18 protein-coding genes are annotated in these 23,109 nt (G+C 56.4%); 10 read left to right on the top strand and 8 right to left on the bottom strand.

Annotated elements, in window-relative coordinates; genetic code table 11:
- The first annotated feature begins 5 nt into the window (after nucleotides 1-5).
- The 3 genes from patD (at nucleotide 6) to FOY93_RS12075 (ending at nucleotide 2,629) form a co-directional block, all read left to right on the top strand.
- The gene (gene patD / locus FOY93_RS12085; RefSeq protein ID WP_143345186.1) at nucleotides 6-1,430 is read left to right on the top strand and encodes an aminobutyraldehyde dehydrogenase; all 1,425 of its coding nucleotides are present in this window, start codon (nucleotides 6-8) and stop codon (nucleotides 1,428-1,430) included.
- Between the two features lie 182 nt (nucleotides 1,431-1,612).
- Entirely contained in the window at nucleotides 1,613-1,786 is a 174-nt protein-coding gene (locus FOY93_RS12080) for a GhoT/OrtT family toxin (protein ID WP_013096478.1), read from the top strand.
- Nucleotides 1,787-1,873: 87 nt separating this feature from the next.
- Nucleotides 1,874-2,629 (top strand): alpha/beta fold hydrolase, encoded by a 756-nt coding sequence (locus FOY93_RS12075; protein WP_133294525.1) that lies wholly within the window; start codon nucleotides 1,874-1,876, stop codon nucleotides 2,627-2,629.
- Between the two features lie 71 nt (nucleotides 2,630-2,700).
- On the opposite strand, the gene FOY93_RS12070 is transcribed toward FOY93_RS12075, so the two are convergent.
- From FOY93_RS12070 to FOY93_RS12060, 3 genes are read right to left on the bottom strand one after another with little or no spacing between them, the layout of a single operon-like run.
- Nucleotides 2,701-4,878, bottom strand: a complete 2,178-nt coding sequence (locus FOY93_RS12070; RefSeq protein ID WP_143345185.1) for a virulence factor SrfC family protein — start codon at nucleotides 4,876-4,878, stop codon at nucleotides 2,701-2,703.
- The gene (locus FOY93_RS12065) at nucleotides 4,875-7,856 is read right to left on the bottom strand and encodes a virulence factor SrfB (RefSeq protein WP_143345184.1); all 2,982 of its coding nucleotides are present in this window, start codon (nucleotides 7,854-7,856) and stop codon (nucleotides 4,875-4,877) included. The genes FOY93_RS12070 and FOY93_RS12065 overlap by 4 nt, the downstream gene beginning before the upstream one ends.
- Before the next feature lie 4 nt (nucleotides 7,857-7,860).
- Nucleotides 7,861-9,207: an SrfA family protein gene (locus FOY93_RS12060; protein WP_143345183.1), complete on the bottom strand. Its 1,347-nt coding sequence runs from the start codon at nucleotides 9,205-9,207 to the stop codon at nucleotides 7,861-7,863.
- Nucleotides 9,208-9,490: 283 nt separating this feature from the next.
- Here FOY93_RS12060 and FOY93_RS12055 point away from each other — a divergent pair, with 283 nt between their 5' ends.
- Together FOY93_RS12055 and FOY93_RS12050 are read left to right on the top strand one after the other, a co-directional pair.
- Nucleotides 9,491-11,089: an ABC transporter substrate-binding protein gene (locus tag FOY93_RS12055; RefSeq protein WP_045908830.1), complete on the top strand. Its 1,599-nt coding sequence runs from the start codon at nucleotides 9,491-9,493 to the stop codon at nucleotides 11,087-11,089.
- 50 nt (nucleotides 11,090-11,139) lie between these two features.
- Nucleotides 11,140-11,373: a YdcY family protein gene (locus FOY93_RS12050; protein ID WP_008501298.1), complete on the top strand. Its 234-nt coding sequence runs from the start codon at nucleotides 11,140-11,142 to the stop codon at nucleotides 11,371-11,373.
- Nucleotides 11,374-11,376: 3 nt separating this feature from the next.
- Here the strand turns inward: FOY93_RS12050 and FOY93_RS12045 are convergent, their stop codons facing one another.
- Together FOY93_RS12045 and FOY93_RS12040 are read right to left on the bottom strand one after the other, a co-directional pair.
- On the bottom strand, nucleotides 11,377-11,826 hold the full coding sequence (locus tag FOY93_RS12045) for a DMT family transporter (protein WP_143345182.1): 450 nt from the start codon (nucleotides 11,824-11,826) through the stop codon (nucleotides 11,377-11,379).
- Complete coding sequence (locus tag FOY93_RS12040) at nucleotides 11,823-12,341, bottom strand: GNAT family N-acetyltransferase (RefSeq protein ID WP_143345181.1); 519 nt, start codon at nucleotides 12,339-12,341, stop codon at nucleotides 11,823-11,825. Before FOY93_RS12040 ends, FOY93_RS12045 begins: the two co-directional genes overlap by 4 nt.
- Nucleotides 12,342-12,489: 148 nt before the next feature.
- Between FOY93_RS12040 and FOY93_RS12035 the strand changes: the two genes are divergently transcribed.
- The 3 genes from FOY93_RS12035 to FOY93_RS12025 all read left to right on the top strand — a co-directional run bounded on the left by FOY93_RS12035 (nucleotide 12,490) and on the right by FOY93_RS12025 (nucleotide 15,095).
- Nucleotides 12,490-13,065 carry a helix-turn-helix domain-containing protein gene (locus FOY93_RS12035; protein WP_008501301.1) on the top strand — a complete coding sequence of 192 codons (576 nt, stop codon included), beginning with the start codon at nucleotides 12,490-12,492 and terminating at the stop codon, nucleotides 13,063-13,065.
- Nucleotides 13,066-13,130: 65 nt separating this feature from the next.
- A complete protein-coding gene (locus FOY93_RS12030; RefSeq protein ID WP_133294520.1) occupies nucleotides 13,131-14,171 on the top strand; it encodes an NADPH-dependent curcumin/dihydrocurcumin reductase in 1,041 nt (346 codons plus the stop codon).
- A gap of 255 nt (nucleotides 14,172-14,426) precedes the next feature.
- The gene (locus tag FOY93_RS12025; RefSeq protein ID WP_111963665.1) at nucleotides 14,427-15,095 is read left to right on the top strand and encodes a GntR family transcriptional regulator; all 669 of its coding nucleotides are present in this window, start codon (nucleotides 14,427-14,429) and stop codon (nucleotides 15,093-15,095) included.
- Between the two features lie 119 nt (nucleotides 15,096-15,214).
- Here FOY93_RS12025 and pqqU read toward each other — a convergent pair whose 3' ends face one another.
- A complete protein-coding gene (gene pqqU, locus FOY93_RS12020) occupies nucleotides 15,215-17,329 on the bottom strand; it encodes a TonB-dependent receptor PqqU (protein WP_143345180.1) in 2,115 nt (704 codons plus the stop codon).
- Nucleotides 17,330-17,571: 242 nt separating this feature from the next.
- On the opposite strand from pqqU, the gene yncE reads away from it, so the two are divergent.
- Nucleotides 17,572-18,633, top strand: a complete 1,062-nt coding sequence (yncE, locus tag FOY93_RS12015; RefSeq protein WP_143345179.1) for a 7-bladed beta-propeller protein YncE — start codon at nucleotides 17,572-17,574, stop codon at nucleotides 18,631-18,633.
- Between the two features lie 51 nt (nucleotides 18,634-18,684).
- Here yncE and ansP read toward each other — a convergent pair whose 3' ends face one another.
- The gene (ansP, locus tag FOY93_RS12010; RefSeq protein ID WP_111963662.1) at nucleotides 18,685-20,181 is read right to left on the bottom strand and encodes an L-asparagine permease; all 1,497 of its coding nucleotides are present in this window, start codon (nucleotides 20,179-20,181) and stop codon (nucleotides 18,685-18,687) included.
- 435 nt (nucleotides 20,182-20,616) lie between these two features.
- Nucleotides 20,617-22,152, bottom strand: a complete 1,536-nt coding sequence (locus FOY93_RS12005; RefSeq protein ID WP_143345178.1) for a methyl-accepting chemotaxis protein — start codon at nucleotides 22,150-22,152, stop codon at nucleotides 20,617-20,619.
- Between the two features lie 344 nt (nucleotides 22,153-22,496).
- Here FOY93_RS12005 and FOY93_RS12000 point away from each other — a divergent pair, with 344 nt between their 5' ends.
- On the top strand, nucleotides 22,497-23,036 hold the full coding sequence (locus FOY93_RS12000; protein WP_115875251.1) for an AAA family ATPase: 540 nt from the start codon (nucleotides 22,497-22,499) through the stop codon (nucleotides 23,034-23,036).
- The last annotated feature ends 73 nt before the right edge of the window (nucleotides 23,037-23,109 follow it).

Raw genomic sequence — 23,109 nt, 5'->3', positions numbered from 1 at the left:
ATGCTATGCAAAAACATCTGCTGATAAACGGTGAACTGGTTGCCGGAGAGGGTGAGAAACAGCCGGTTTATAACCCGGCCACCGGAGAGGTGCTGCTGGAGATTGCTGAGGCGTCAGCGGCCCAGGTCGACGCGGCGGTTCAGGCTGCCGACCGTGCTTTTGTGGCGTGGGGACAAACGACGCCGAAAACCCGCGCCGAGAGCCTGCTGAAGCTGGCGGATGCGATTGAAGCCCACGGCGAGGAGTTTGCCCGGCTCGAATCCCTCAACTGCGGCAAGCCGCTGCACTGCGCGCTGGGTGATGAAATTCCGGCGGTGGTTGACGTTTTCCGTTTCTTTGCCGGGGCCGCCCGCTGCCTTAACGGGCTGGCCGCCGGAGAGTACCTTGACGGCCATACGTCGATGATCCGCCGCGACCCGGTGGGCGTGGTTGCCTCTATTGCACCGTGGAACTACCCGCTGATGATGGCAGCCTGGAAACTGGCACCCGCGCTGGCGGCAGGGAACTGCGTGGTGATTAAGCCCTCTGAGATTACGCCCCTGACCGCGCTTAAGCTGGCAGAGCTGGCAAAAGATATCTTCCCGGCGGGCGTTCTTAACGTGCTGTTTGGTCGGGGCAAAACGGTCGGCGATCCGCTTACCGGACATGAAAAAGTCCGTATGGTCTCGCTGACCGGTTCAATTGCTACCGGGGAACATATCATCGGCCATACGGCGTCCTCCATTAAACGCACCCACATGGAGCTGGGCGGTAAAGCGCCGGTTATCGTCTTTGATGATGCCGACCTGGATGCGGTTGTCGAAGGGGTGAGGACGTTTGGCTTCTACAACGCCGGGCAGGACTGTACCGCCGCCTGTCGTATCTACGCGCAAAAGGGCATTTACGCCGCGCTGGTGGAAAAACTGGGTGCCGCGGTTGCGAGCCTGAAAATGGGCGCACCCGAGGACGAATCAACCGAGCTGGGGCCGCTGAGTTCGGCGGCGCATTTATCCCGCGTGTGCAAAGCGGTGGATGAGGCCAAAGCCCTGAGCCACATCACCGTCGTGACCGGGGGCAGCAAAAAAGAGGGGGCGGGCTACTACTTCCAGCCAACCCTGCTGGCGGGGGCCAAACAGGAAGATGCCATTGTGCAGCGCGAGGTGTTTGGCCCGGTGGTGAGCGTCACCGAATTTGATGATGAGGCACAGGTGCTGGCCTGGGCAAACGACTCGCAATACGGCCTGGCGTCTTCGGTCTGGACCAAAGACGTTGGCCGCGCCCATCGCCTGAGCGCGCGCCTGCAGTATGGCTGCACCTGGGTGAATACCCATTTTATGCTGGTGAGCGAAATGCCGCACGGCGGCATGAAACTATCGGGCTACGGGAAGGATATGTCGATCTACGGGCTTGAGGATTATACGGTCGTGCGGCATGTCATGATAAAACACTAATCCTCCCAGCCTGGCCGCATGCGCGGCCAGGCGTTCTCCTTGCCCGCCACACGTGTTACGAAAGATACTCAATTGTCATTAGCCGTAATTTTTAAGTGGTTATTCTGTAACGAAAAAACTTGATCTGTGTCAACATATGACGCATATTGCGTGCGGTTATTTTTTCGGCTCTGGTATACAGAATGACGTTGTATCAAAAGATGTTGGTTTTTTACGCAATCATGGCTTCCATCTGCGCATTAATCACCTGGTTCCTCTCTAAAGACCGCAAACGTATCCGCCTGCTCAGCGCTTTTCTGGTGGGGTCAACCTGGCCAATGAGCTTTCCCGTTGCGCTGCTGGTCTCGCTTTTCTGAAGCACGCTTCCAGTTTTAAAAGATGAACATAGCATTCCTGATGTGGTGGCTGTATAAATACACAGTGCATCATAAAAAGGAGTGCTTATGAACAGTTTTTACTCGCAGCAGGCCGGTTGCACCGTGCGCTGGCATGACCTGCCCGGCACCGGCGATCCCGTGGTGTTTATTCACGGGCTGGGCTGCGCCTCTTCCTACGAATATCCCCGCGTCGTACATGACCCGCTGTTTGGCGCGCGCAGAGCGATTCTCATCGACTTGCCCGGCAGCGGCTACAGCGATAAGCCTGAGCACTACAGCTATAAAACCACTGACCAGGCGCACGTTGTCGCGGAACTGATTGACCATCTTGAGCTGGATTCCTTCTGGTTATACGGCCACAGCATGGGCGGCAGTATCGCTATCGAAACGGCGGGGCTGCTGGGGTCGCGCGTGAAGGGACTGATGGTGTCAGAGCCCAATTTCCACGCGGGTGGGGGCATGTTCAGCCGGTCTATTGCAGCGCAAACCGAGCAACAGTTTCTGGAGCAGGGTTATGACGCCATGCTTAGCGCAGAAAAAACGGCGTGGGCCGGGTGCCTGCAGAGTAATGCGCCGTATGCCGTCTGGCGGGGCGCATCGAGCCTGGTGGCGGGCGTTGAGCCCGAGTGGGAAGCGCAGTTCCTGTCACTCCCTTGCCCGGTAACGTTGATTTTTGGCGAGCTCTCTCTGCCGGATGACGATGCGGATAATCTGAAGCAAAAGGGCGTTGAGGTAAAAATTATCCCTGCGGCGGGGCACTCGATGTCGTGGGAAAACCCCTCTGCGCTGGCGCGGGCCTTAGCCGAATGTATGACGATGTGATTATTGTGCGATTTATAATCGTTGCGAAATGTAGGCCGGGTAAGCGCAGCGCCACCCGGCAAGAAGGGCGGCTACTTTATTAAAGCCCGCAGTGCCTGACGTGCGTCAGGCTGAACATCATGCGGGTGCTGGTAATCAATGTTCTCTATCGCGCGGCTATAGAGTGCGACCAGCCAGTCGTACACGTACGCGGTGGCCGCATGTACAGGCTGTTCTCCCAGGCGCGTCAAACGAGGCTCGGCTCTGCTGACCACCGGCGTGACGAAGATGGCCTGGCCCTTGCGGATGCGGCTTGCCGGACGCGTCGCCACGGGCGTCTGGTCGTAACCCAGCCAGCCAACGAAATTGCCCATCACGGCATGCAGCTGTGCCGCGCTACTTTTATCCGCTTCGACAATGCGCTGAAGCTGTTGAGGCAGATCCAGCCGGTAGCTGGTGACGACCAGCACATCCGCGATTTGCTGTAACACCTCAGGATCCAGCCCAAGACGGGCGGCGGTCGCCTCGTTGCGGCTCCACTGGCGCAGATGATTTATCCAGACTCGGTGCGCGAGACGCGCTTTGTCTTTTGTCTGGAACAGGCCAGTGCTTTCCTGGGCGTTCTCGGCAAACAGGTCAATGGTATCCGTAAATAGCCCGTTAACCTGCTCCTCGCGAGGCTGCTGAACGGCGAGCAGCGTTTCAAAGGCTTTCAGAGGCGGCAGCATGCCTTCAAGCAGTTCGCCGTGGCGGGCGGCGCTGCTTTGCAGCATGCGCACCATGTTTTCCGCCTGAGCGCGTCTTATCCCCGGTTCTTCAACCAGCGGTGCCAGATAGCTTTGCATCAGCGCCGACAGCTCCTGACGCAGCGCGTTTTTCAGCGTGCCGAGACGCTTCTGTCGCTGCGCGGGTAACGTGGCCTGAGACAGCCATTCGATGACGCGCTGCATGCTGTGGCTGTCCAGCGCCTGCAGCGTGCCCCAGCGTAAACCCGGCTTTCCGAGCAGATGCTGTACGGCTTCATCGAGATTCTGCCGGGTAGTAAAGCGGGCGTCATGCGGGGTGATCGCCCACACCAGCCCCGGCAGGGCAGATTCTTCAGCAGGCTGCGTCTCCTTCACCCAGTTCATTAACACTTTTGCTTTTTTGGCCGTCTGTTCGTGCTGTGCCGTCGCGTTGCAAATCACCAGCACATCCGGCTGAAGCTGTTGACGGTAATGTTCAAGAAGCCACTGGGATTTTGCCTGGCGTAGCGGATCGGCACGGTTATCTTCAAAAACCGGAATATCAATAATATCGACGTTATCCAGAGCCCCGTTCTCAACCGGCAGCACCAGCTCGCGGGTCAGGAATGCCAGCACGTCGACCGGGATGCTGATGGCGTTAAGCATTTCACCGCTATTCAGCGGATGAAGCAGCGTCTCCTGCGCGTCCTGAAGGTCTAACGCGCCGTCGTGCGTCAGGAACCCTTCACCCGGCAGCCCAAAGCTGTCCACCAGCAGGCTAAGCGGGGCAGCAAGATCGCCGGCATGGCTGGTCTGGTGCAGCACATGGGCCAGTTTTAACCACTGCTGGGTCAACTCCTGCTGCTCGCCCCAGAGCAGCGACCAGACGCTGGCTCGCGTGCTGAGATCGAGAGAAGGTACCAGTTGGGCAAACTCATGCCACAGGGCATCATCAATTTGCTGCTTAGCTGCGGGAACCGTGCTTTGCCAGAAGCGGGCAATCGTCCCCACTTCCTGAGCCGTGATGCCGGGCACGCTCTGCGGCTGGCGCAGCCCGCGCCACTTCTCCAGACGTGTCTCAATGACCGCTTTATCTACCGCACGCATCTGTGGGTGGAGGGTCGTACGGGCAATAAACAGCTGTACCAGCTCGGCCTCGGTGACAAGACTCAGACGCAGCGGGAACGCCTCATCCGCCACCTCCGTGTTTTCACGGGTAAAGCGGACGGCCATGTTGGTCAGGGCATGTCCCGGATTGATATGCGAAAAATAGTCAAAGGTGCGCTGGCCCGGCGTCACGTTCAGGCGTCCATTACCGCTGCCGCAAAGAGACAACAGCAGGTGCGCTTTCGCGCTCTGCGAATGGCCGTAAAGCCCAACGCTGCTCTGGCGGGTCATGGCGCGTTCAATGACCTGCTCCCGGGCCTGCGCCGCGTTGATGCGGGCAAGCAGGGCGTCGGCATCGTTATCCAGCACAGGGGCGTTCAGGCGCGTCTCATTAATCCACCCAATTAAGGCCTGAGTGGTGGTCGTCGTCGCTGTCATTTCAGGTATACGCTCCCGCTGTCGATCCAGTAGTGGCTACCGCTGTGTCGGCGATCGGCCAAAGTATTCAATTTGAAGGTTAATGCGTCAGACGCAACAGGCGTGCCGTCCTGCAGCCAGGCATCGCTCAGCTCGAAGGCCTCCGGCCCCTCCTGCTTGCTGCCGCCGCAGAGCCTGAGCCGCACGTTCAGCACGCCGTCACCGGCAATGGCTTTCGCCAGTTCAGCCGAGTTGATGCTGAGCGTGTAGAGCGGCGTGGCGGGCCAGCGCGCGTTCGCCAGCTGGCGGAAGCCGAGCGTCACGTTACCGCGCAGCGGGAAGTGCAGACGCGCGTCAAGCTTCGCGCCGGGTTTATCCAGATCGATATCCTGGTACCAGACGTTTTCCTCGCGCAGGGTATTGACGGTGTTATCCAGCACGCCCAGATAGCGCACGGTGGAATACGCGCCAATGTCCGCGGCTTTAAAGTTGAAGCGCGGCAGGCGCAGGTCAAGCGCCAGGCTGCAGAGCATGGCCCCGACGGCGGCTGTCGATTTCGGGTTGCCAATGCGCCCCTGCTGGCTGAACGGATACCACTCATGTACCTGGTATTTATCCAGCCAGACGATACGGTTGACCGGCACCGGCTGCAGATGTCGAATGAGCGCCTGCACGCCGGGCAGGCAGCCGGGGCGTCCGGTGATCAGCAGAATATCGCAGCTGTAATGTGAAATCGCCTCACACACCGCGTGCAGCGGGGAGGCCAGCGTAAACTGCCCGGCCAGCATCGCATCCTGCATTTCGCGGAAGCTGACGTGCAGCGGCACGGCGAACAGGTCGAAAGCGTCAGAGCCCGCAGGCAGGGCATGATCGATCGCCTGCTGCAGATAGTTCATCACGTTGCGCGTCGGCTTCTGCGGCAGGAGATCGCCAAAGGTGGCATGCAGACCGGCCAGCGGATCGTCAACGTCGCTCGATTCCCACGCGGCAAGAATGGCATGGCCAATCGGCATAAAGAGCTGCAGCGCCGTCTGCTGGCGGAGTACGGCCTGGGTATCAATACGCCCGGAGTCGCCGAACAGCGAGGCCATCAGCAGCGAGGCATCAGCAATACCGGATTTCTGCAGCTGCGTTTGCAGCGCGGGCAACACGTAGCGCTGAATCACGTCCAGAAGCGTATCGTCGCCCGCGACCTTAAATCCTTCACGGAACAGCAGCTGAGGGGTGATTTTGACGTTATTGCCGGAACCGTCGTCCAGCTGATAATGGGTGATCGCCATATCCGTTGTGCCGCCGCCGATGTCGATGGACGCTACGCGCAGCGCGCGGCCCGGCTGGCTACCCGGCTCAGGTTCGCGGTCCGGACGAGCAAGAGAGGCGAAGAAGGCTTCGGTCTGGCCGCCAAAGCGGGAGATGGCTTCGTTATACAGCCAGACCAGCTGACCGCAGCTGGCTTCATCCCACTCCATCTGGATTTCAGGTACCGGCACCACGCTTTTTTCCTGCTGTTTGCGGGTGACAAAATCCTCATCCTGCGGGTGCCATCCCATCGCTTTCCAGACGATGGCGATGGCTTCAAACATGCGGCGACGGAAGATCTCGCGCTCCTGCTTTGGCATGGCGGAGGGCAGAGTCAGGATCAGCGTGCGCAGCTGGCGCGGCGACGCCGGGAATCCCAGACGTAAGCGCGTGGCGACGCTGTTGATCTGCCCCAGCGCCTGCGCCAGCAGCTCGCACAGCATGTGGGTCATCAGCGTACTGCGGCTGTACTGCGGCGAGAAGACCGGCAGCCGCTCGTCCTGCGGCAGCGTGAAGAGCGGCTCGCCGTCATCGTTCATCAGGTTCATCAGCGGAAACGCGGTGGCAAGCGGTTCACGCTGGGTCTTGCTGTTCATCTGGCTAAAGCGCCAGTCCTGCACGACCGGCGTTTCATCCCACAGGTAGCGACGCGGGCTCGAGATGCCGCTGTTGCCTTCGGTCCCCAGGCGCTGCATCGCCAGCTTGCGGGCTTCATCACCCACGCGAACAATGGACGGCCAGACAAAGGCATCTTCGCGACCGCTTTCAACCGAGAAGTGCTGCTTGCCAAAACGCGCTTCCGAAAACTCGAGACGGCTGGTGAACAGCGGCGCATTCAGGAACTGCGGCTCGCTTAGCGAGCGAACCTGCAGCTCGGCGGTCTGGCGCAGGCCATCGTTGGCATCGCCGTGGTCTTCAATAATGACGCCACAGGTGTGGGTATTGCCCACGTCGAGGATCAGATCGACCGGAATGGCAGGCGTGCTGAGCGTATGGGTTACAAATTTCACTTCCGGCACGGTGAGCTGTTCACCGAGCATGGTCATCAGGTTGAGCCAGTGGGCCTGATATTCAAAACCGCGCATCGCCTGCTGGAGATCGCGTTCTGAGCGGTTTTCAACGCCGTCGGCATACTGGGTAAATGCCTCGCGCAGCCAGCCGTCAATCCACGTCTGGTCGAGGAAGCTTTCAACCTCCTTGTCTCGCCAGGCCAGCGCGAAACGGGTCCCGTTCAGAATATCGTTTTCGACCGGGGAAAGGGCGGACGTGGCGTGGTCAGCAATCTGGCTGTCAAGGGCGAGAGTGACGCGGTGCGTATTGCCTGCCGTGTCGGGTGTATCCAGCCTGCGCACCTGAACGCGCGCCCAGTTATCCGGCCCCTCAACGAAGGTTCGCGGCGGGTTGAAGCGCAGGAACGGAACCGGAAGCCAGACGCCGTCCAGCACCGCCAGGGACTGATGCAGCGGGATGGTGGTTTCCGGCTTAACCACTTCAGGCTGCCCGCCGTTCGTTCCCGGCAGGGTATAGCGCCCGTTAACCAGGTCGAAATCGAGTCGCAAAAGCGGGCCGTTCGCGGTTTTACGTACGAAGCGCCCGTTGCTGGCGGTGTCCTGCGGCGTCAGACCGAAATCAAGGAACTGCACGCCGCTGTTGGCAATAAGCGTGACGCTTTGTTTATAGTCGCAAAGATTTACCAGCATAGGATCAGGCACCTGCTTTCTTGAACGTCAGTGGAACGACGGTATTGGCATCATAACGGGCGCGACATTCTGCGATATCGCTGGCGCCTGCTTTACAGGCAACTTCCGGCATCGGGTAGCGGGAACCGTCGGTGCAGCGGGCAGTACCGCGACTTTTAATCATCAGCTCGCCGTTGCTGTGCAGCCCGGAGAAGACCTCCGCGCGGCAGACGACGTTGTCGCCATGGACAACCCGGGCGAAGCCTTTATTGTTCTGGATCTGATAGCGCATTGAAGGCGGCTTGCCGGTGACCGGATCTTTCACGTCGAGAACCGCACGCCAGGTACCGTTCAGGAAACGCGTCGATCCCGCTTTCACCTGATTCGCTTCCATCACCATGGCATCTTTCGGGATGGCGACAATCACCACCGGGGCAGGCTGTGGCGCAGGCGCCGGAGCAGGCTCTTTTTCTTTGTTTGCCAGGACCTCTGCCTGATGCAGCGGCAGTTTCATCGCCAGCGGCTCAACCGCTTTGATCGGCTTTGGCGCAATCTCGACGGGTTCTGGTGTGGGCACCGGTGCGGGCTCAGCGGAAGGCGACTGTTTTGGCCACAGCAGCGGTGCGGCAATGGCGGCAACGATCACGGCAGCAACCGGCAGCGTCCACAGGGGAACACGACGTTTTTTCGCGACGATCGGCACAGCTGGTTCCTGAGCGGGTTGCGCAACCGCCGGGGCTGGCTTTGGCTCATACAGCTCTTCCGGCGTGATGCGCACCACCGTGGAAGGGGCGATCAGCGGCTCGTCGGCGTGTTCAAAGGCTACAACCGGTTCTGGCTCAGGCTCGGGCTCAGGATCTTCAATCACAACGGGGGCAGGCTCAGGGACCAGCGATTCTCGCAGGCAGTCGAGAACATCGTCGCGCGCATTTTCGTTCAGGTTTACAAAGCCCCAGAAGCTGATGACAGGCTTTCCGTCCACCAGGAAGAGGAAGTTTTCACCCGGGAACTGAAACGCCTTTGACAGCAGAGAGCCAAAAAGCTGCTGCGCGGTTTTGGGGGACTGGAGGCATTTCTTGCTTAACGACTCGACGCTGGCGAGCGTGTTTTCCAGATAGCGCAGGGCGCGATAGCGGTCATCTTCATCTGCCGCTTTCCAGCTGGTTACGCTCCCTTCAACGGGAGAATACCAGTCCACGCGGTCACCGCTGTCGTTGACCTGAGGGATCGCCAGACAGTCGACGATGGCCTGTTGTTTGCGCAACCGGAGCGCTTCCCGGATTTGTAACGCTGATTCAAAAACGGCTTGTCCGCCGCCGCCAACGGCCTGAAAGTCATCCAGGTTACCGCTGCGTAAAAGAGTTTTTGCCACGATTTGATCCCATATACTTCTTCACACCGTTACTTTAACGAAATGAGGAAGCAACCAAACGGGGGAAGAGACGCTAAAAGGGCCGATTTCTTGCGGCATAGAAAGTGACGGTTGTGCTTGACGAATAATGGAACTTAAGGCAAATCATCTTTTTGGGCGCTGGCGGTTAAAACAGCAAAAAACGCGGCTTTAGAATAACCTGATAGTGTTTCGTTATTTGCCAGGTCAAAACGCCTGTGCTGTTATTACTGTCCTATATAATAAAACTGTCAGGGTTATAACCATGTCTACAGGGAAAACACTGCTCGCTCTTGCGCTGAGCGCGCTGTTACCAGCCGGTGCCGCATGGGCGGCAAACAACGACACCCTTATTTACTGTTCTGAAGCGTCCCCCGAGTCCTTCAACCCGCAAATCGCCAGCTCTGGCCCGTCTTTTGTGGCCAGTTCTCAGGTACTGTACAACCGCCTGATCAATTTCGACCCGGTGAAAAACACCCCTGTGCCGTCGCTGGCAGAGTCCTGGACAATCTCGCCGGACGGCAAGACTTATACCTTTGCCTTGCGCAAAGGGGTGAAGTTCAACAGCAATAAATATTTCAAACCGACGCGCGACTTTAACGCCGATGACGTTATTTTCTCGGTCATGCGTCAGAAAGACCCTAAACACCCATATCACAACGTGTCGCAGGGCAACTACGAATACTTTAACGATGTGGGTCTCGATAAGCTGATCCAGGACGTTAAAAAGGTCGACGATTATCACGTTCAGTTCACCCTCAGCGAACCCAACGCCGCGTTTCTGGCCGACTGGGGGATGGATTTCGCCTCCATTCTCTCCGCCGAATACGCCGACGCGATGCTGAAAAAAGGCACGCCTGAAAACGTAGACACTTGGCCGATTGGTACCGGGCCGTACGTCCTGCAGCAGTATAAGGTAGATTCGCTGATCCGCTACGTCGCAAACCCGAACTACTGGGAAGGCGAAGTGCCGACGAAGCATCTCATCTTCTCCATTACGCCAAACGTGGAAACCCGCCTGGCGAAGCTGCAGACCAACGAGTGCCAGATTATTCCTGCGCCATCCCCGGTTCAGTTTGACGCCATTAAGAACAACAAAGACCTGACGCTGCACTCGGTCGATGCGCTGAACGTCGGCTATCTGGCGTTCAACACAGAGAAAAAACCGTTCGATAACGTGCTGGTGCGTCAGGCGCTTAACTACGCGACCGACAAGAAGGCCATCGTTAATGCGGTCTTTATGGGATCGGGCACGGTGGCAAAATCGCCGATCCCGCCAAATATGCTGGGCTTCAATAAAGACCTGAAGGACTACAGCTACGATCCTGAAAAAGCGAAAGCCCTGCTGAAGCAGGCGGGTCTGGAGAAGGGCGCGGAAGTCACGCTGTGGTCAATGCCGGTTCAGCGTCCGTATAACCCGAACTCGCGCCGTATCGCAGAGATGATCCAGAGCGACTGGGCAAAAGTCGGCGTTAAAGCCAAAATTGTCTCCTACGAGTGGGGCGAATATCTCTCCGGAATGCGTAAAGGCGAACATGACTCCGCGCTTTTTGGCTGGATGTCCGATAACGGCGACCCGGACAACTTCGCCGATGTGCTGCTGGGCTGCAACAGCATTAAAACCGGCTCAAACGCCGCGCGCTGGTGCGATAAGGGGTATGATGCGCTGGTGCAAAAAGCGAAGCTGACCAGCAGCCCGGCCGAGCGCGCGAAACTCTACGGCCAGGCGCAGGAGATCTTCTACCAACAGGCGCCGTGGATCGCACTGGCAAACGGGAAAACGTTCTACGCGACCCGCAGCAACGTGACCGGATACAGCGTGAGCCTGATGGGCAGCGATTTCTCTAAGGCAAAGCTGAACTGATCGTTTGCCCGGTGGCGCTGCGCTTACCGGGCACATAACAAGGAGTGACAATGTCACATTTAAATGAAGTTATCGCCCGCGTCGATGCCGCCATCGAAGAGAGCGTGATTACCCACATGAACGAGCTGCTGATCGAATTAAGCGATGATGCTGAGCTCAGTCGTGAAGATCGCTATACCCAGCAGCAGCGTCTGCGCACCGCGATTTCGCACCACGGTAAGCAGCATAAAGAGGAGATGGACGCACGTGAGGAACAGCTGACGAAAGGCGGCACCATACTGTAACGTTTAAAACTGGCGTCGCGCCACCAGCCAGGCTCCGACCACCAGCATCACCGCACCGCACACCGGGCCAATCAGGGCGCGCAGCGGAATGCCATGGCTCCTCAGCACGTCCATTACCAGCCCGCCAATCAGCTGGCTTGCTACCAGCACGGCGATGGTCGTCGCCGCGCCAACGTTCTGATATCCGCTGATGCTGGCAAACACGAAAAACGACCCCAGCAGCCCCGGGATAAGCGTCCACCAGCGAACCGTTGCGGCCAGCTCGCTGAACCCGGCGACGCCCTGTTTCAGCAGCAGAATGCTGACAAACAGTACAATGCCGACCAGGGAGTTCAGCAGCATCGCGATGAGAATGGTGGAGGAGGACTGGGTGATACGCACCATCAAGGTGTTTTGCACCACCAGACCAATTCCCGCCGCCACCAGAAACGCCAGCGTCAGTGACTGATTCATGGGATAGCGTCCGGATCGCTGCGCTCGTCCAGCTGCAGCTGCATAAAGGTTAAGTCCAGCCAGCGGCCAAACTTGGTTCCCACCTGCGGCATCTGCCCCGTGATGACAAAGCCGAGCGTTTCGTGGAGGTGAATCGAGGCATGGTTTTGCGCTTCAATCCCGGCCACCATAACGTGTTTACCGATGGCGCGGGCCTCGTTTATCAGCGCGATCATCAGCGTGCGGCCAATGCCTTTTCCCTGATGTTCCGGGTGGACGTAGACCGAGTGCTCAACCGTATGACGAAAACCGTCGAAGGCGCGCCAGTCGCCGAAAGAGGCGTAGCCGGTAATCACGCCGTCTTCTTCGCTTACCAGAACCGGGTAACCCGCGAGAGTGCGTGCCTCAAACCAGGCAATTCGGTTATCGGTATCGACGGTTTTATCGTTCCAGATCGCGGCAGTATGCAGCACCGCGTGGTTGTAAATCTCTCCTATCGCAGCGCAGTCTTCTTTGCAGGCATGACGAACGATCATGATTAAACCTCTGTGTGTTGTTCACTATAGTATTACGTTGTGGCTACGATATTACACAATCGTATAGCTCGAACGCTACGGCATAAGCCATATTTTTTTGTTATCAAAAGCCCATTGAAATGCTCTTCATTCACTATAGTATGACGTCATGAACACCATAACAGACACGATGAATCAACGGATTAGCGCAAGAATTCGCCTGGAGCGTGAGTCTCGCGGATGGTCCCTGAGCGAGCTGGCCGACCGGGCAGGCGTCTCCCGCGCCATGATCCACAAGATTGAACGCGGGGACAGTAGCCCGACGGCCACCTTGCTTGCCCGCCTGTCAGGCGCGTTTGGCATCAGCATGTCCACGCTGATTGCCCGGGCCGAGATGCAGGAAGGCAAGCTGCTGCGCCTTGCAAACCAGCCCGTCTGGCGCGATCCGCAGACGCACTACCTGCGCCGTCATGTTTCTCCCCGCACCGATCTGCCCATCGACCTTGTTCAGGTTGAACTGCCTGCGGGCAGCGATGTTCCGATGCCTGCCTCTTCTTACGCGCTGGCGCGTCAGCTTATCTGGCTGCAGTCCGGTGAGCTGGTGTTTCAGGAGGGCGACACTCGCCACGAAATGCACGCCGGCGACTGTCTCGAACTGGGGCCGCCAAATGACTGCCGGTTCATCAACGAAACGAATGAAACCTGCATCTATCTGGTTGTACGGCTTAACCAGTCCGGCTCGTAATGCTAATGCGATAACGCCGATCGTGAGCCAGGCTGTAATAACATTTGTACCAGAAGGAGATCCTGATGAATCAATCTGTTTCGCAAAATCGCCGCTGGGTGCTGGCCTCTCGTCCTCAGGGCGCGCCGGTGGCGGAAAATTTTCGTCTGGAAACGCAGCCTGTTCCAGCCCCTGTTGAGGGGCAGCTTTTGCTTCGTACCGTCTGGCTGTCGCTGGACCCGTACATGCGGGGGCGCATGAGCGATGCGCCATCCTATTCACCGCCGGTTGAGCTGGGTGCGGTGATGGTGGGGGGAACGGTCAGCCGGGTTGAGCAGTCAAATCATCCCGATTTCAAACCGGGTGAATGGGTGCTGGGCTACAGCGGCTGGCAGGAGTATGACCTCTCGGACGGCAGCGGCCTTGTGAAGCTGGGCGAAAATCCGTCTCATCCTTCCTGGTCGCTGGGGATACTGGGTATGCCGGGCTTTACCGCCTATATGGGGCTGCTGGATATCGGGCAACCGAAAGCCGGTGAAACGCTGGTGGTGGCTGCGGCAACCGGTCCGGTTGGCGCGACCGTCGGGCAGATCGGCAAAATCAAGGGTTGTCGGGTGGTTGGTGTGGCCGGTGGCGCAGAGAAATGCCGCCATGCCGTTGAGGTTCTCGGGTTTGACCTGTGTCTGGATCATCACGCGGCCGATTTTGCCGACCAACTGAAGCACGCCTGCCCGAAAGGAATTGATGTCTATTATGAAAACGTTGGCGGAAAAGTATTTGACGCCGTGCTGCCGTTACTCAATACCTCCGCGCGCGTGCCGGTATGCGGTCTGGTAAGCGGCTACAATGCGACGGGATTGCCCGAGGGGCCGGATCGCCTGCCGCTCCTGATGGCGACCATCCTGAAGAAACGCATTCGTATGCAGGGCTTTATCATCGGACAGGATTACGGGCACCGCATTAAGGAGTTCCAGGAAGAGATGGGGCGCTGGGTGCAGGAGGGGAAAATCCACTATCGCGAACAGGTAACGGACGGGCTGGAGAACGCCCCCGAGGCGCTGATTGGCCTGCTGGAAGGACGAAACTTCGGCAAAGTCGTGATTCGCGTCGCGAGTGACAATAAATAAACAGCAATATGGCGGGGTTTCCCGCCATATTTATTTGTGAAGATACGATATATTGTCTTTAATTACTGGACATAGCTTTTCGCGCCATCATCCCGGATGAGCCCGAAAACGATAAAAAAACAAAATTTGCTTTTTTTGCTGTTTTTACGTACTTCCCACCACCAGGCATGACGATACAGGATATATCGGACCAGCGCCGTTTTATTAAAACTGGCGTTTAAAAATAGCATTAAGTTTTAGCTACAGGAATTCCACATGCTTGATTTGGATCACTTAGAAAAAGCCCAAAGGGTCAGTCTTACTATGCAAGTTGAACTCAGTTTGAAAGGAGCGTTAATTACAGGCTCACTCAAACCTGGGGCACGACTGATTACGAAAGAAATTGCCGATAAATTAGGAACCAGTATTACCCCTGTTCGCGAGGCGCTTTTGCGCCTGGTGTCATCAGGGGCATTACACGCTACGCCCGCGCAGGCATTTCTGGTTCCGGAGGTTACGCTGGAGCGCTATAACGAGATTAACGCCATAAGAAAACAGCTTGAGCCAATGGCGGTCGCCGCAGCCTGTCGGAATATGTCTGATAGCAAACTGGAGGCGTTGCGCAAATTGTCGGAGGCCTTCCATGAGGCCATGCGCAACGGGAATGTCCAGCAGGCGTTGCATGCGAATCGCGTCTTCCGGTTTACGCTGTATCAGTATGCGGAAATGCCTACGCTTAATGCATTAATTGAGCAGCTCTGGGTGCGCATCGGGCCCTGTATGAACTATCTGCATCAGGAGCTTAACGATATCAAAGCCTCGACATATCACTATGACGAACTCCTTTCCGCCCTTGAGAGAAGAGATGTTGTTGCCTGCCAGAAGGCGATTGATAAGGTGATTGATGAAGCGAATTTGCTTTTACAGCGACAATATTTTAACTAAGAGATTATTTAGCAGGGCGACTATATTTCGCACCTAATTATTTATCCGGTGAATAACTCCTGATGGTTTATTGCCATCAGGAGCGTTATTTCATTAATCAAATAAACTTTTCTTTTAGCTTACTCGAAGCGATAAGAGACCGACAGCCCGACCCCGTAGTTACGGCCAGGTGCAGGCTCGTAATAACGACCGTTAGACTCGTTGACAATAACCGAGCCCGCGTACTCTTTATCGAACAGGTTATCGACGCGGCCAAAGACGTCCATGCCCCAGCTGCCGTAGTTGAATTTGTACCCTGTGTTCAGCCCGACCACCGTATACGACGGCGCTTTCGCCGTATTCTCGTCGTCGGCCATGATATCGCTCATGTAACGCACGTCCGTGCCCGCGTACCAGCCTTCCTCCGGCTGCCAGCCAAACGAAGCGAAACCCATATTGCGGGCAATACCCGGCATCCGGTTACCGTTACAGTCTGCGTCGCTGCAGACGTTAGTCCGGTAGGTGGCATCCAGATACGTCCACGCCATCTTCAGCTTCCAGTTCTCAGCAAACTGCTGATCGAGGGAAACTTCCACACCCTGACGACGGGTTTTCCCGGCATTTTTATAGGTTGTGCGGCCGCCTGAACTGGAGTCCACCACGATCTCGTCATCCGTATCGGTGCGGAACAGCGCCGCCGTCAGCAGGCCGTTGCCGATTCGGGTTTTGCTGCCCACTTCATACGTATTGTTGGTGGACGGCTGCAGCCCAATGTTGAGGCCTCCCTGGTTATCGGCGCGATAGGAGAGTTCGTTGATAGTTGGCGTTTCGAATCCACGCCCTGCGGCAGCGTAGAGGTTCCATGCGTCCGTCACCGCATACTTCACGGAACCGGCCGGAAGCCATTTGTGATAGCTCGCGTCACCGCTGTCATCACCGTTGCCCGGCGTAACGTAATGATCGTTGGAATCAAACCAGACCGAACTGTAGCGCACCCCCGCATCAACAGAGAGTTTCTGCGTCAGCTGCCAGCTCGTTTGCAGGTAAGGGTCAACGTTCCACATCAGGTTACGTTCGTTTCGACGCTTATCACCCTTCACGCCGTAGTCCGGCACGCCGTTGCTCATCACGAAGTTCTCATAGCCGCGACGATCTTCACTCAGGTTTTCGTAGTTCAGACCGGTGGTAAAAGTCACCGGTACCAGCAGCTCGCCGCGATGCGTCCAGCGGGTATCCACGCCCTGATAGTGGCGCTGCATATCAATCACACCGCCGGAATGGGAGGCTTTTAGCTGCGGCTGATACGGAATCGACTGGTACTGCGTCATTTCACGCTCGCCGGCGTACATCATCACGCTCAGGTCGTCCTGAGCGCTGAGCTGGCGATCGTAGCGCATACCGGCCTGGGTCTGCTTGATGGTCTTGCGGGTGTTGTACTGGTCGCCGCGCGGAGACTGACGCGGATTGTTCTGCCACTCCTGATAGCTCAGCCCGCCCGGATCGTTGGCCTTCATGTCCACGCTGTTGAAAATCAGCGTCAGCTTGCTGACGTCGTCAATGCGCACGCCCAGTTTGGCGTTAGCGAGGTTTTTCCGCGCGCCGCTGTGGTCGCGGTAGCCTTTGGTGGTGAAACGGGTGGTGGAAACTGTGTAATCCACATCGCCCGCGTGGGTGCCATCACCCATCGCGCCGGTGGCTTTCATGCCGTAGCGCCAGGTACCGTAGCTGCCGTAATAGCTGCTGGCTTCAATGGTCGGCGGCTGCTTACCGGTCTGGGTGTTGATGTTAATCACGCCGCCGGAGGCGTTGCCGTACAGGGCTGAGAAGGGGCCGCGCAGCACTTCAACGCTCTCCACGCTGGAAAGATCGATGTTGGAGGTCTGGCCCTGTCCGTCCGGCATGGTGGCAGGGATACCGTCGACATACATACGGATACCGCGCACCCCGAAGGTTGAGCGGGCACCAAATCCGCGCATCGAAAGCTGGAGATCCTGGGCATAGTTCTGACGGTTCTGAATTTGCAGCCCGGGTACGCTGCCAAGGGATTCAGACAGGTTGATGCGCGGCGCGGCCTGGCGCATGTCATCGCCATTGACGACGCTGACCGCGGCTGGTGTATCGAGTTCCGATACGGTTTGCGGCGTGGCGCTGACGATCATGGTTTGTTCTTCCGCGCTCATTGCGGTGAGCGGCGGAAAAATAACAGGAACCAGCAGCAGCGGGAGAGAAGCCTTACGGGCAGAAATGATTTTCATGAATAAAACCGGTTGTGGTATGTAAACGAACCAAATGGAACATGTCCATATATGTTAAAGGTTTTGTAAAAGTTTTGAAAACTATAACCGCACATTGCGTTAATGGAAGGCGAAGCGGGAAAGAAAAACTCCACATTCAACTGATTAATGATTACTATTCTCATTATCAAAAGGCAATGCCATGACGTTGTCTGCCGGAAGTGATGTCAGCCCAAACCCCACTTTTCAGAAAAGGAATTGTTATGTCTTTACGTCATCTGTGCTCACCGCGTCTGAGCCTGTCACTGCTGTCTGCCACTTTACTGCTTGCCGGGACGTTCCAGGTGCATGCCGCCGAAGAGGTGCTGCGTAAAGCGGTGGGCAAAGGGGCGTATGAAATGGCGGTCAGCCAGCAGGAGAATGCGCTGTGGGTGGCGACTTCGCAAAGCCGTAAAACCGATAAGGGCGGAGTTGTCTACCGTCTTGATCCGGTCACGCTGGACGTGACGCAGGCGATCCATAGCGATCTCAAGCCCTTTGGTGCCACCTTTGACAAGGCGACTCAAACGCTGTGGTTCGGCAATACGATCAACGGCGCGGTAACCGCGATTGATGCAAAAACGGGTGACGTAAAAGGGCGACTGGTGCTGGACGGGCGTCAGCGCAGCGAAACCATCAAACCGCTGCAGCCGCGCCAGCTGGTGGCCGACGACGCGAGCAACACCATTTACATCACAGGTGTCGGTAAAGAGAGCGTGATTTGGGTGGTGGATGGCGCCACGCTGAAGCTAAAAGAGACCATTGCCAGGACCGGTACTTACAGCACCGGCCTGGCGCTGGATGCGCAGGCTAAACGTCTTTACACCACGAATGCGGACGGCGAGCTGTTAACCATTGATACGGCCACGAACAAAATCCTGAGCCGTAAAAAAGTGCAGGATGACGGGAAAGAGCACTTCTATCTGAACCTGAGCCTCGACACAGCCGGTCAGCGTGCGTTCCTGACTGATTCAAAGCAGCCGGAAGTGCTGGTGGTGAGCCTGAAAGACGGCAGCGTGATCGCGAAAATCGCCGCGCCGGAATCCCTGGCGGTCCTGTTTAACCCGGCCCGCAATGAAGCCTATGTGACGCACCGTGAAGCCGGCAAGGTGAGCGTGATAGATGCGAAAACGTATAAGGTGACTAAAACGTTCGACACGCCGGTCTACCCGAACAGCCTGGCGCTCTCTGCGGATGGCAAAACCCTGTACGTGACGGTGAAGCAAAAATCCACCCGCCAGCAGGAAGCCACCCAGCCTGACGATGTCATTCGTATCGCGCTGTAAGATAAAAAAAGGGAAGGCATTTGCCTTCCCTTTTTAATGCTTACCGGATGCTTAACGGGAGGTTTCTTCCACCAGCGGCGCGTCGTGTTTTTCATCATCAGGATGAACCGGCGCGGTGCTGTGAATTTCATGAACGCGTTTACGCACGCCGAACCAGCCCGCAATAAGCAGCACGGCCAGCAGCGGAATGGTCGCGATGGTGTAGGTGCCGTTCGGGTAGTCGAACGCCATCAGCACCAGCACGCTGAACAGGAAGAGCAGGGTGAGCCAGGAGGTCACCGGCGCGCCAGGCAGCTTAAAGCTGACGTCAGCGGCTTTGCCTTCTTTAATCGCTTTACGCAGACGCATCTGGCAGACCACGATAAAGCCCCAGGACGCGATAATCCCGAGTGCCGCCACGTTCAGAACGATTTCGAATACCTGAGACGGTACCAGATAGTTCAGGAATACGCCGAATACGTACACTACCAGCGTCGCCAGAATACCGGCGTACGGCACGTGCTGCTTGCTCATCTTCGACATGAATTTCGGCGCAGAACCGCCCATGGACATGGAGCGCAGGATACGGCCGGTAGAGTAAAGACCGGAGTTCAGGCTGGAGAGCGCTGCGGTCAGGACCACGATGTTCATGATGCTGCCAACGTAAGGCACGCCCAGCTTAGAGAAGAAGGTCACGAACGGACTCTGACCCGCCTGATAGGCAGTCCACGGGAGCAGCAGAACCAGCAGCACCACGGAGCCGACGTAGAACAGACCGATACGCCAGATCACGCTATTAATGGCTTTTGGCACCATGGTCTGCGGGTCTTTACATTCCCCTGCTGCGGTGCCCACCAGCTCGATGGAGGCGAAGGCGAACACGACGCCCTGAACCAGCACCAGCGCAGGCAGCAGACCGTGCGGGAAGAATCCACCGTTATCGGTTATCAGGTGGAAGCCGGTGGCATTGCCGTCCAGCGGCTTGCCGCTGCCGAGGAAGACGGTACCCACGACCAGGAACACCACGATGGCCAGTACTTTTACCAGCGCAAACCAGAACTCCATCTCCGCGAACCACTTCACGCCGATCATGTTCATGGTGCCGACAATCGCCAGCGCGCCAAGCGCAAAGACCCACTGCGGCACATCGCCAAACGCGCCCCAGTAGTGCATATACAGCGCTACGGCGGTGATATCGACGATACCGGTCATTGCCCAGTTGACGAAGTACATCCAGCCCGCAACGTAAGCGGCTTTTTCACCGAGGAATTCACGGGCATAAGAGACGAAGCTGCCGCTGGAAGGGCGATGCAGTACCAGTTCGCCCAGCGCGCGTAGAATGAAGAAAGAGAAGATCCCGCACACCAGATAGACCAGGGCGAGAGCCGGGCCAGCCATCTGCAGGCGTGCACCAGCACCTAAAAACAGACCCGTTCCGATAGCGCCGCCGATGGCGATCATTTGAACCTGACGGTTGCCCATCGCTTTGTGGTAGCCCTCTTCGTGGGAGTTCAACCAGCGACGTTTAGCAGCGTGATGATCGGCTGCGCTTTTATTGCTTGTTTTCATTGAGTTACCTGTTTGCCTGTCTGAACCATTATCGTGATAGTCCTGCCTGGCAGAGAGCAATACAAACGATTGCTTCTGCGCAAACACATGTCGCCTTCCCAGTCATTCTGCGTATGGATAAGGCGAAACATGGCGAGGCATCCTACCTGCAATTCATAAGCGACGCAAAATATAACCGTGCCGAAAGTGATGCACGTCGAAGGAAATCGTGTGGTCAGAGCAGACGGGGATCACAACACGCTGAATCGTGATGAGTTTTTAGTCAAAACAATCGCGAGGTTGATTATTTAATCATCAGAATATCTTAATTATTACCAGATGGTATAAATTGGGGTTACCTCAGAGCACCCGCCGTTAACATGAAACGGTAACAGGCGGGTGACGGATCTGCGATAACGCACAAAAATAATCTCAGGCTTCACAGACCCCGAACGGCTAACCGCCAAAAACGGCAATCGCCTGCTTAAGGCGCGTCGTGCGCTCCGTCAGGTGATTCGCGGCGTGAGTGACGTTATCCACCATCCCCGTATTGTTGTGGGTCATTGCGCCGATACGGGAGATGGATGCGTTGATGAGCGTCAGCGCCTGGGTTTGCTCCTGCGTGGCGTGGCCGATCTCCTTAATCAGGGAGGAGACCCGCAGCACGTTGTCGATCATAACCGTCAGCTGCGTTTCGGTCTGTTCCACTTTCTCCACGCCAGCGTTGACGCTGGCGACGTTTTTCTCGATCAGCGCTTTGATCTCTTTCGCCGCCGTCGCGGAGTGCTGCGCAAGATTACGCACCTCAGCCGCCACCACGGCAAAACCGCGCCCGGCTTCACCCGCACGCGCCGCTTCAACGGCAGCGTTCAGCGCAAGAATGTTGGTCTGGAAGGCAATGCGATCGATAACGCTGATAATATCAACGATCTGGCTGTTATCCTGCGACACGGACTGCATCATACCGATGGTCTCTTTCATCATCGCTTCACCGCGGTGTGCGCTGTCGCTGGTGCGATCGGCCATCTGGATCGCCTCGTTCGCGGTTTCAGCCGTCTGCTTCACCGCGCTGGCAATCTCTTCTACTGCCGACGCGGTTTGCTGCAGAAAGTCTGCTGTTTCTTCAGAGCGCGTCTGTAGCGCCGCACCTTCTTTGGCAACCTGCTGGCTGATGGTGCTAATTCCGCTGATTTGCGCCCCGACATCGTCAACCAGCGAATTCAGGTTCAAACCTGATTGATTCACCAGGCGCATCATCAGCCCGATGTCATCGATCCTGTCAAAATGGTAATAGTCCGTTTTACGTCCTGAAACCACGCGCTGCATCTGTTGCACAATGGATTTTAACGGACTGGCGATCTGCGCATGAAGATAATAACCCAGGGAAGTAAACAGCAGCACCAGACTTGCCGATTGCACAAATTTATCAGGAAATAAATACACGGCCAGACAGGAGAGTAACGCCGTCGTCGCAATACCAAGATGGATTCGTTTACGGGTACTGAGACATTTAAAGAGCGAGATAAATGAAAATAAACCGCGTCGAACCAGCAATCCTTTATAAAAACGGTAATGTTTTAATTCGTTATTACGCACTTTTGTATAGAGTTTTTCACTGGCCGCAATCTCCTCGCGTGTGGGTTTATTTCGCACGGAAATATAGCCCGTCAGGGAGCCGCCCTGCCAGACCGGCGTCACGTTTGCTCGCACCCAGTAGTGATCGCCATTATGACGACGATTCTTCACCAGCCCGGTCCAGGTCTCACCTTGCTGCAGGGTAAACCACATGTCGCCAAACGCTTCGGCAGGCATGTCGGGATGGCGGATGAGGTTATGCGGCTCGCCCAAAAGATGCTCTTCTTTATATCCGCTGGCTTCAATAAAAGCGGAATTAGCGTAGGTAATATGACTTTTTGTATCGGTGGTCGACATTAACGTCGAACCATCGTTAAGTAAATACTCGTTTTGTGTAACGGGAGTGTTACGCCTCATGAGTAACTCCATGGTGATGTGCAAGAATAAAAAACATCCGGAAAATGCTCCGGCAAGATGAGGGTGATTATTTTTTATAACTGTCTTGTTCTTATTCTCTCTGAAATTCTGACAGCCTGAAATACCCACCGTTCATTATTTTTAATCTGTTAATTTTGTCGGATGTAATAAAAATGAAAATATTTTCAGGGGCATTTTTGGATGGCGATGCAAATAAATGACATAACCCAAACTGCAAGAGGGAGATCGTCACTCTGAAAAAATTGTCATGCTGAAATAGCGTTTCGTTAACAGGATGAAAACGCTATCATTTGGTCAGTTTTCGTTAACACAGTGAGGCTGAGGTGAAAATTAACGTCATCGGAACCAGCGGGAGCGGAAAAAGCACGCTGGCGAAGCAGATTGCGACCGCGCTGTCTATTCCCTGTATCGAGATGGACAGACTCTACTGGCAGGCTGACTGGCAGGGCACGCCGGACGATGAGTTTCAGGAAAAGCTGGAGCAGGCGCTACAGGCTTCGCCAGACTGGGTGCTCGACGGAAACTACAACCGTACGCGACCGGTGAAATGGCGCAATGTAGACGTGGTGGTGTGGGTGGATTATGGGTTTGCCCGCACCCTCAGGCAGGCGGTCACCCGAGCAATAAAACGGGCCTGGCATAAACACGAGCTTTGGCCCGGAACGGGAAATAAAGAGAGTTTCCGGCGCGCGTTCTTCAGCAGAGAATCCATTATCATCTGGACGATCAAAACCTGGCGTAATAACCGCACGCGCTATGAAGCCGATCTGCAAAACCCGCAATACAGCCATATTCGCTTCGTCCGCATTACCCGTCGTGAGCAGGTGGAAACGCTGATCGCCTCCTTAAAGTCTTATTCTTAGCATGGTTTTATATATCTGATTTCCGGCAAACTAAATGTAAATTAATTGTTTCTCAGTGGTGAAATGCGCCTTT

This window comes from Enterobacter sp. 18A13 (genome assembly GCF_007035975.1).
Classification (GTDB): Bacteria; Pseudomonadota; Gammaproteobacteria; order Enterobacterales; family Enterobacteriaceae; genus Enterobacter; species Enterobacter vonholyi.
Note: the sequence above shows the minus strand (reverse complement) of the source record. Positions and strands in the feature narration are given on the sequence as shown.

Bases quoted from the DNA above. Each gene is read 5' to 3' on its own strand.
- patD (WP_143345186.1), top strand. From the start codon at position 6: ATGCAAAAACATCTGCTGATAAACGGTGAACTGGTTGCCGGAGAGGGT.
- FOY93_RS12080 (WP_013096478.1), top strand. From the start codon at position 1,613: ATGACGTTGTATCAAAAGATGTTGGTTTTTTACGCAATCATGGCTTCC.
- FOY93_RS12075 (WP_133294525.1), top strand. From the start codon at position 1,874: ATGAACAGTTTTTACTCGCAGCAGGCCGGTTGCACCGTGCGCTGGCAT.
- FOY93_RS12070 (WP_143345185.1), bottom strand. From the start codon at position 4,878: ATGACAGCGACGACGACCACCACTCAGGCCTTAATTGGGTGGATTAAT.
- FOY93_RS12065 (WP_143345184.1), bottom strand. From the start codon at position 7,856: ATGCTGGTAAATCTTTGCGACTATAAACAAAGCGTCACGCTTATTGCC.
- FOY93_RS12055 (WP_045908830.1), top strand. From the start codon at position 9,491: ATGTCTACAGGGAAAACACTGCTCGCTCTTGCGCTGAGCGCGCTGTTA.
- FOY93_RS12050 (WP_008501298.1), top strand. From the start codon at position 11,140: ATGTCACATTTAAATGAAGTTATCGCCCGCGTCGATGCCGCCATCGAA.
- FOY93_RS12045 (WP_143345182.1), bottom strand. From the start codon at position 11,826: ATGAATCAGTCACTGACGCTGGCGTTTCTGGTGGCGGCGGGAATTGGT.
- FOY93_RS12040 (WP_143345181.1), bottom strand. From the start codon at position 12,341: ATGATCGTTCGTCATGCCTGCAAAGAAGACTGCGCTGCGATAGGAGAG.
- FOY93_RS12035 (WP_008501301.1), top strand. From the start codon at position 12,490: ATGAACACCATAACAGACACGATGAATCAACGGATTAGCGCAAGAATT.
- FOY93_RS12030 (WP_133294520.1), top strand. From the start codon at position 13,131: ATGAATCAATCTGTTTCGCAAAATCGCCGCTGGGTGCTGGCCTCTCGT.
- FOY93_RS12025 (WP_111963665.1), top strand. From the start codon at position 14,427: ATGCTTGATTTGGATCACTTAGAAAAAGCCCAAAGGGTCAGTCTTACT.
- pqqU (WP_143345180.1), bottom strand. From the start codon at position 17,329: ATGAAAATCATTTCTGCCCGTAAGGCTTCTCTCCCGCTGCTGCTGGTT.
- yncE (WP_143345179.1), top strand. From the start codon at position 17,572: ATGTCTTTACGTCATCTGTGCTCACCGCGTCTGAGCCTGTCACTGCTG.
- ansP (WP_111963662.1), bottom strand. From the start codon at position 20,181: ATGAAAACAAGCAATAAAAGCGCAGCCGATCATCACGCTGCTAAACGT.
- FOY93_RS12005 (WP_143345178.1), bottom strand. From the start codon at position 22,152: ATGAGGCGTAACACTCCCGTTACACAAAACGAGTATTTACTTAACGAT.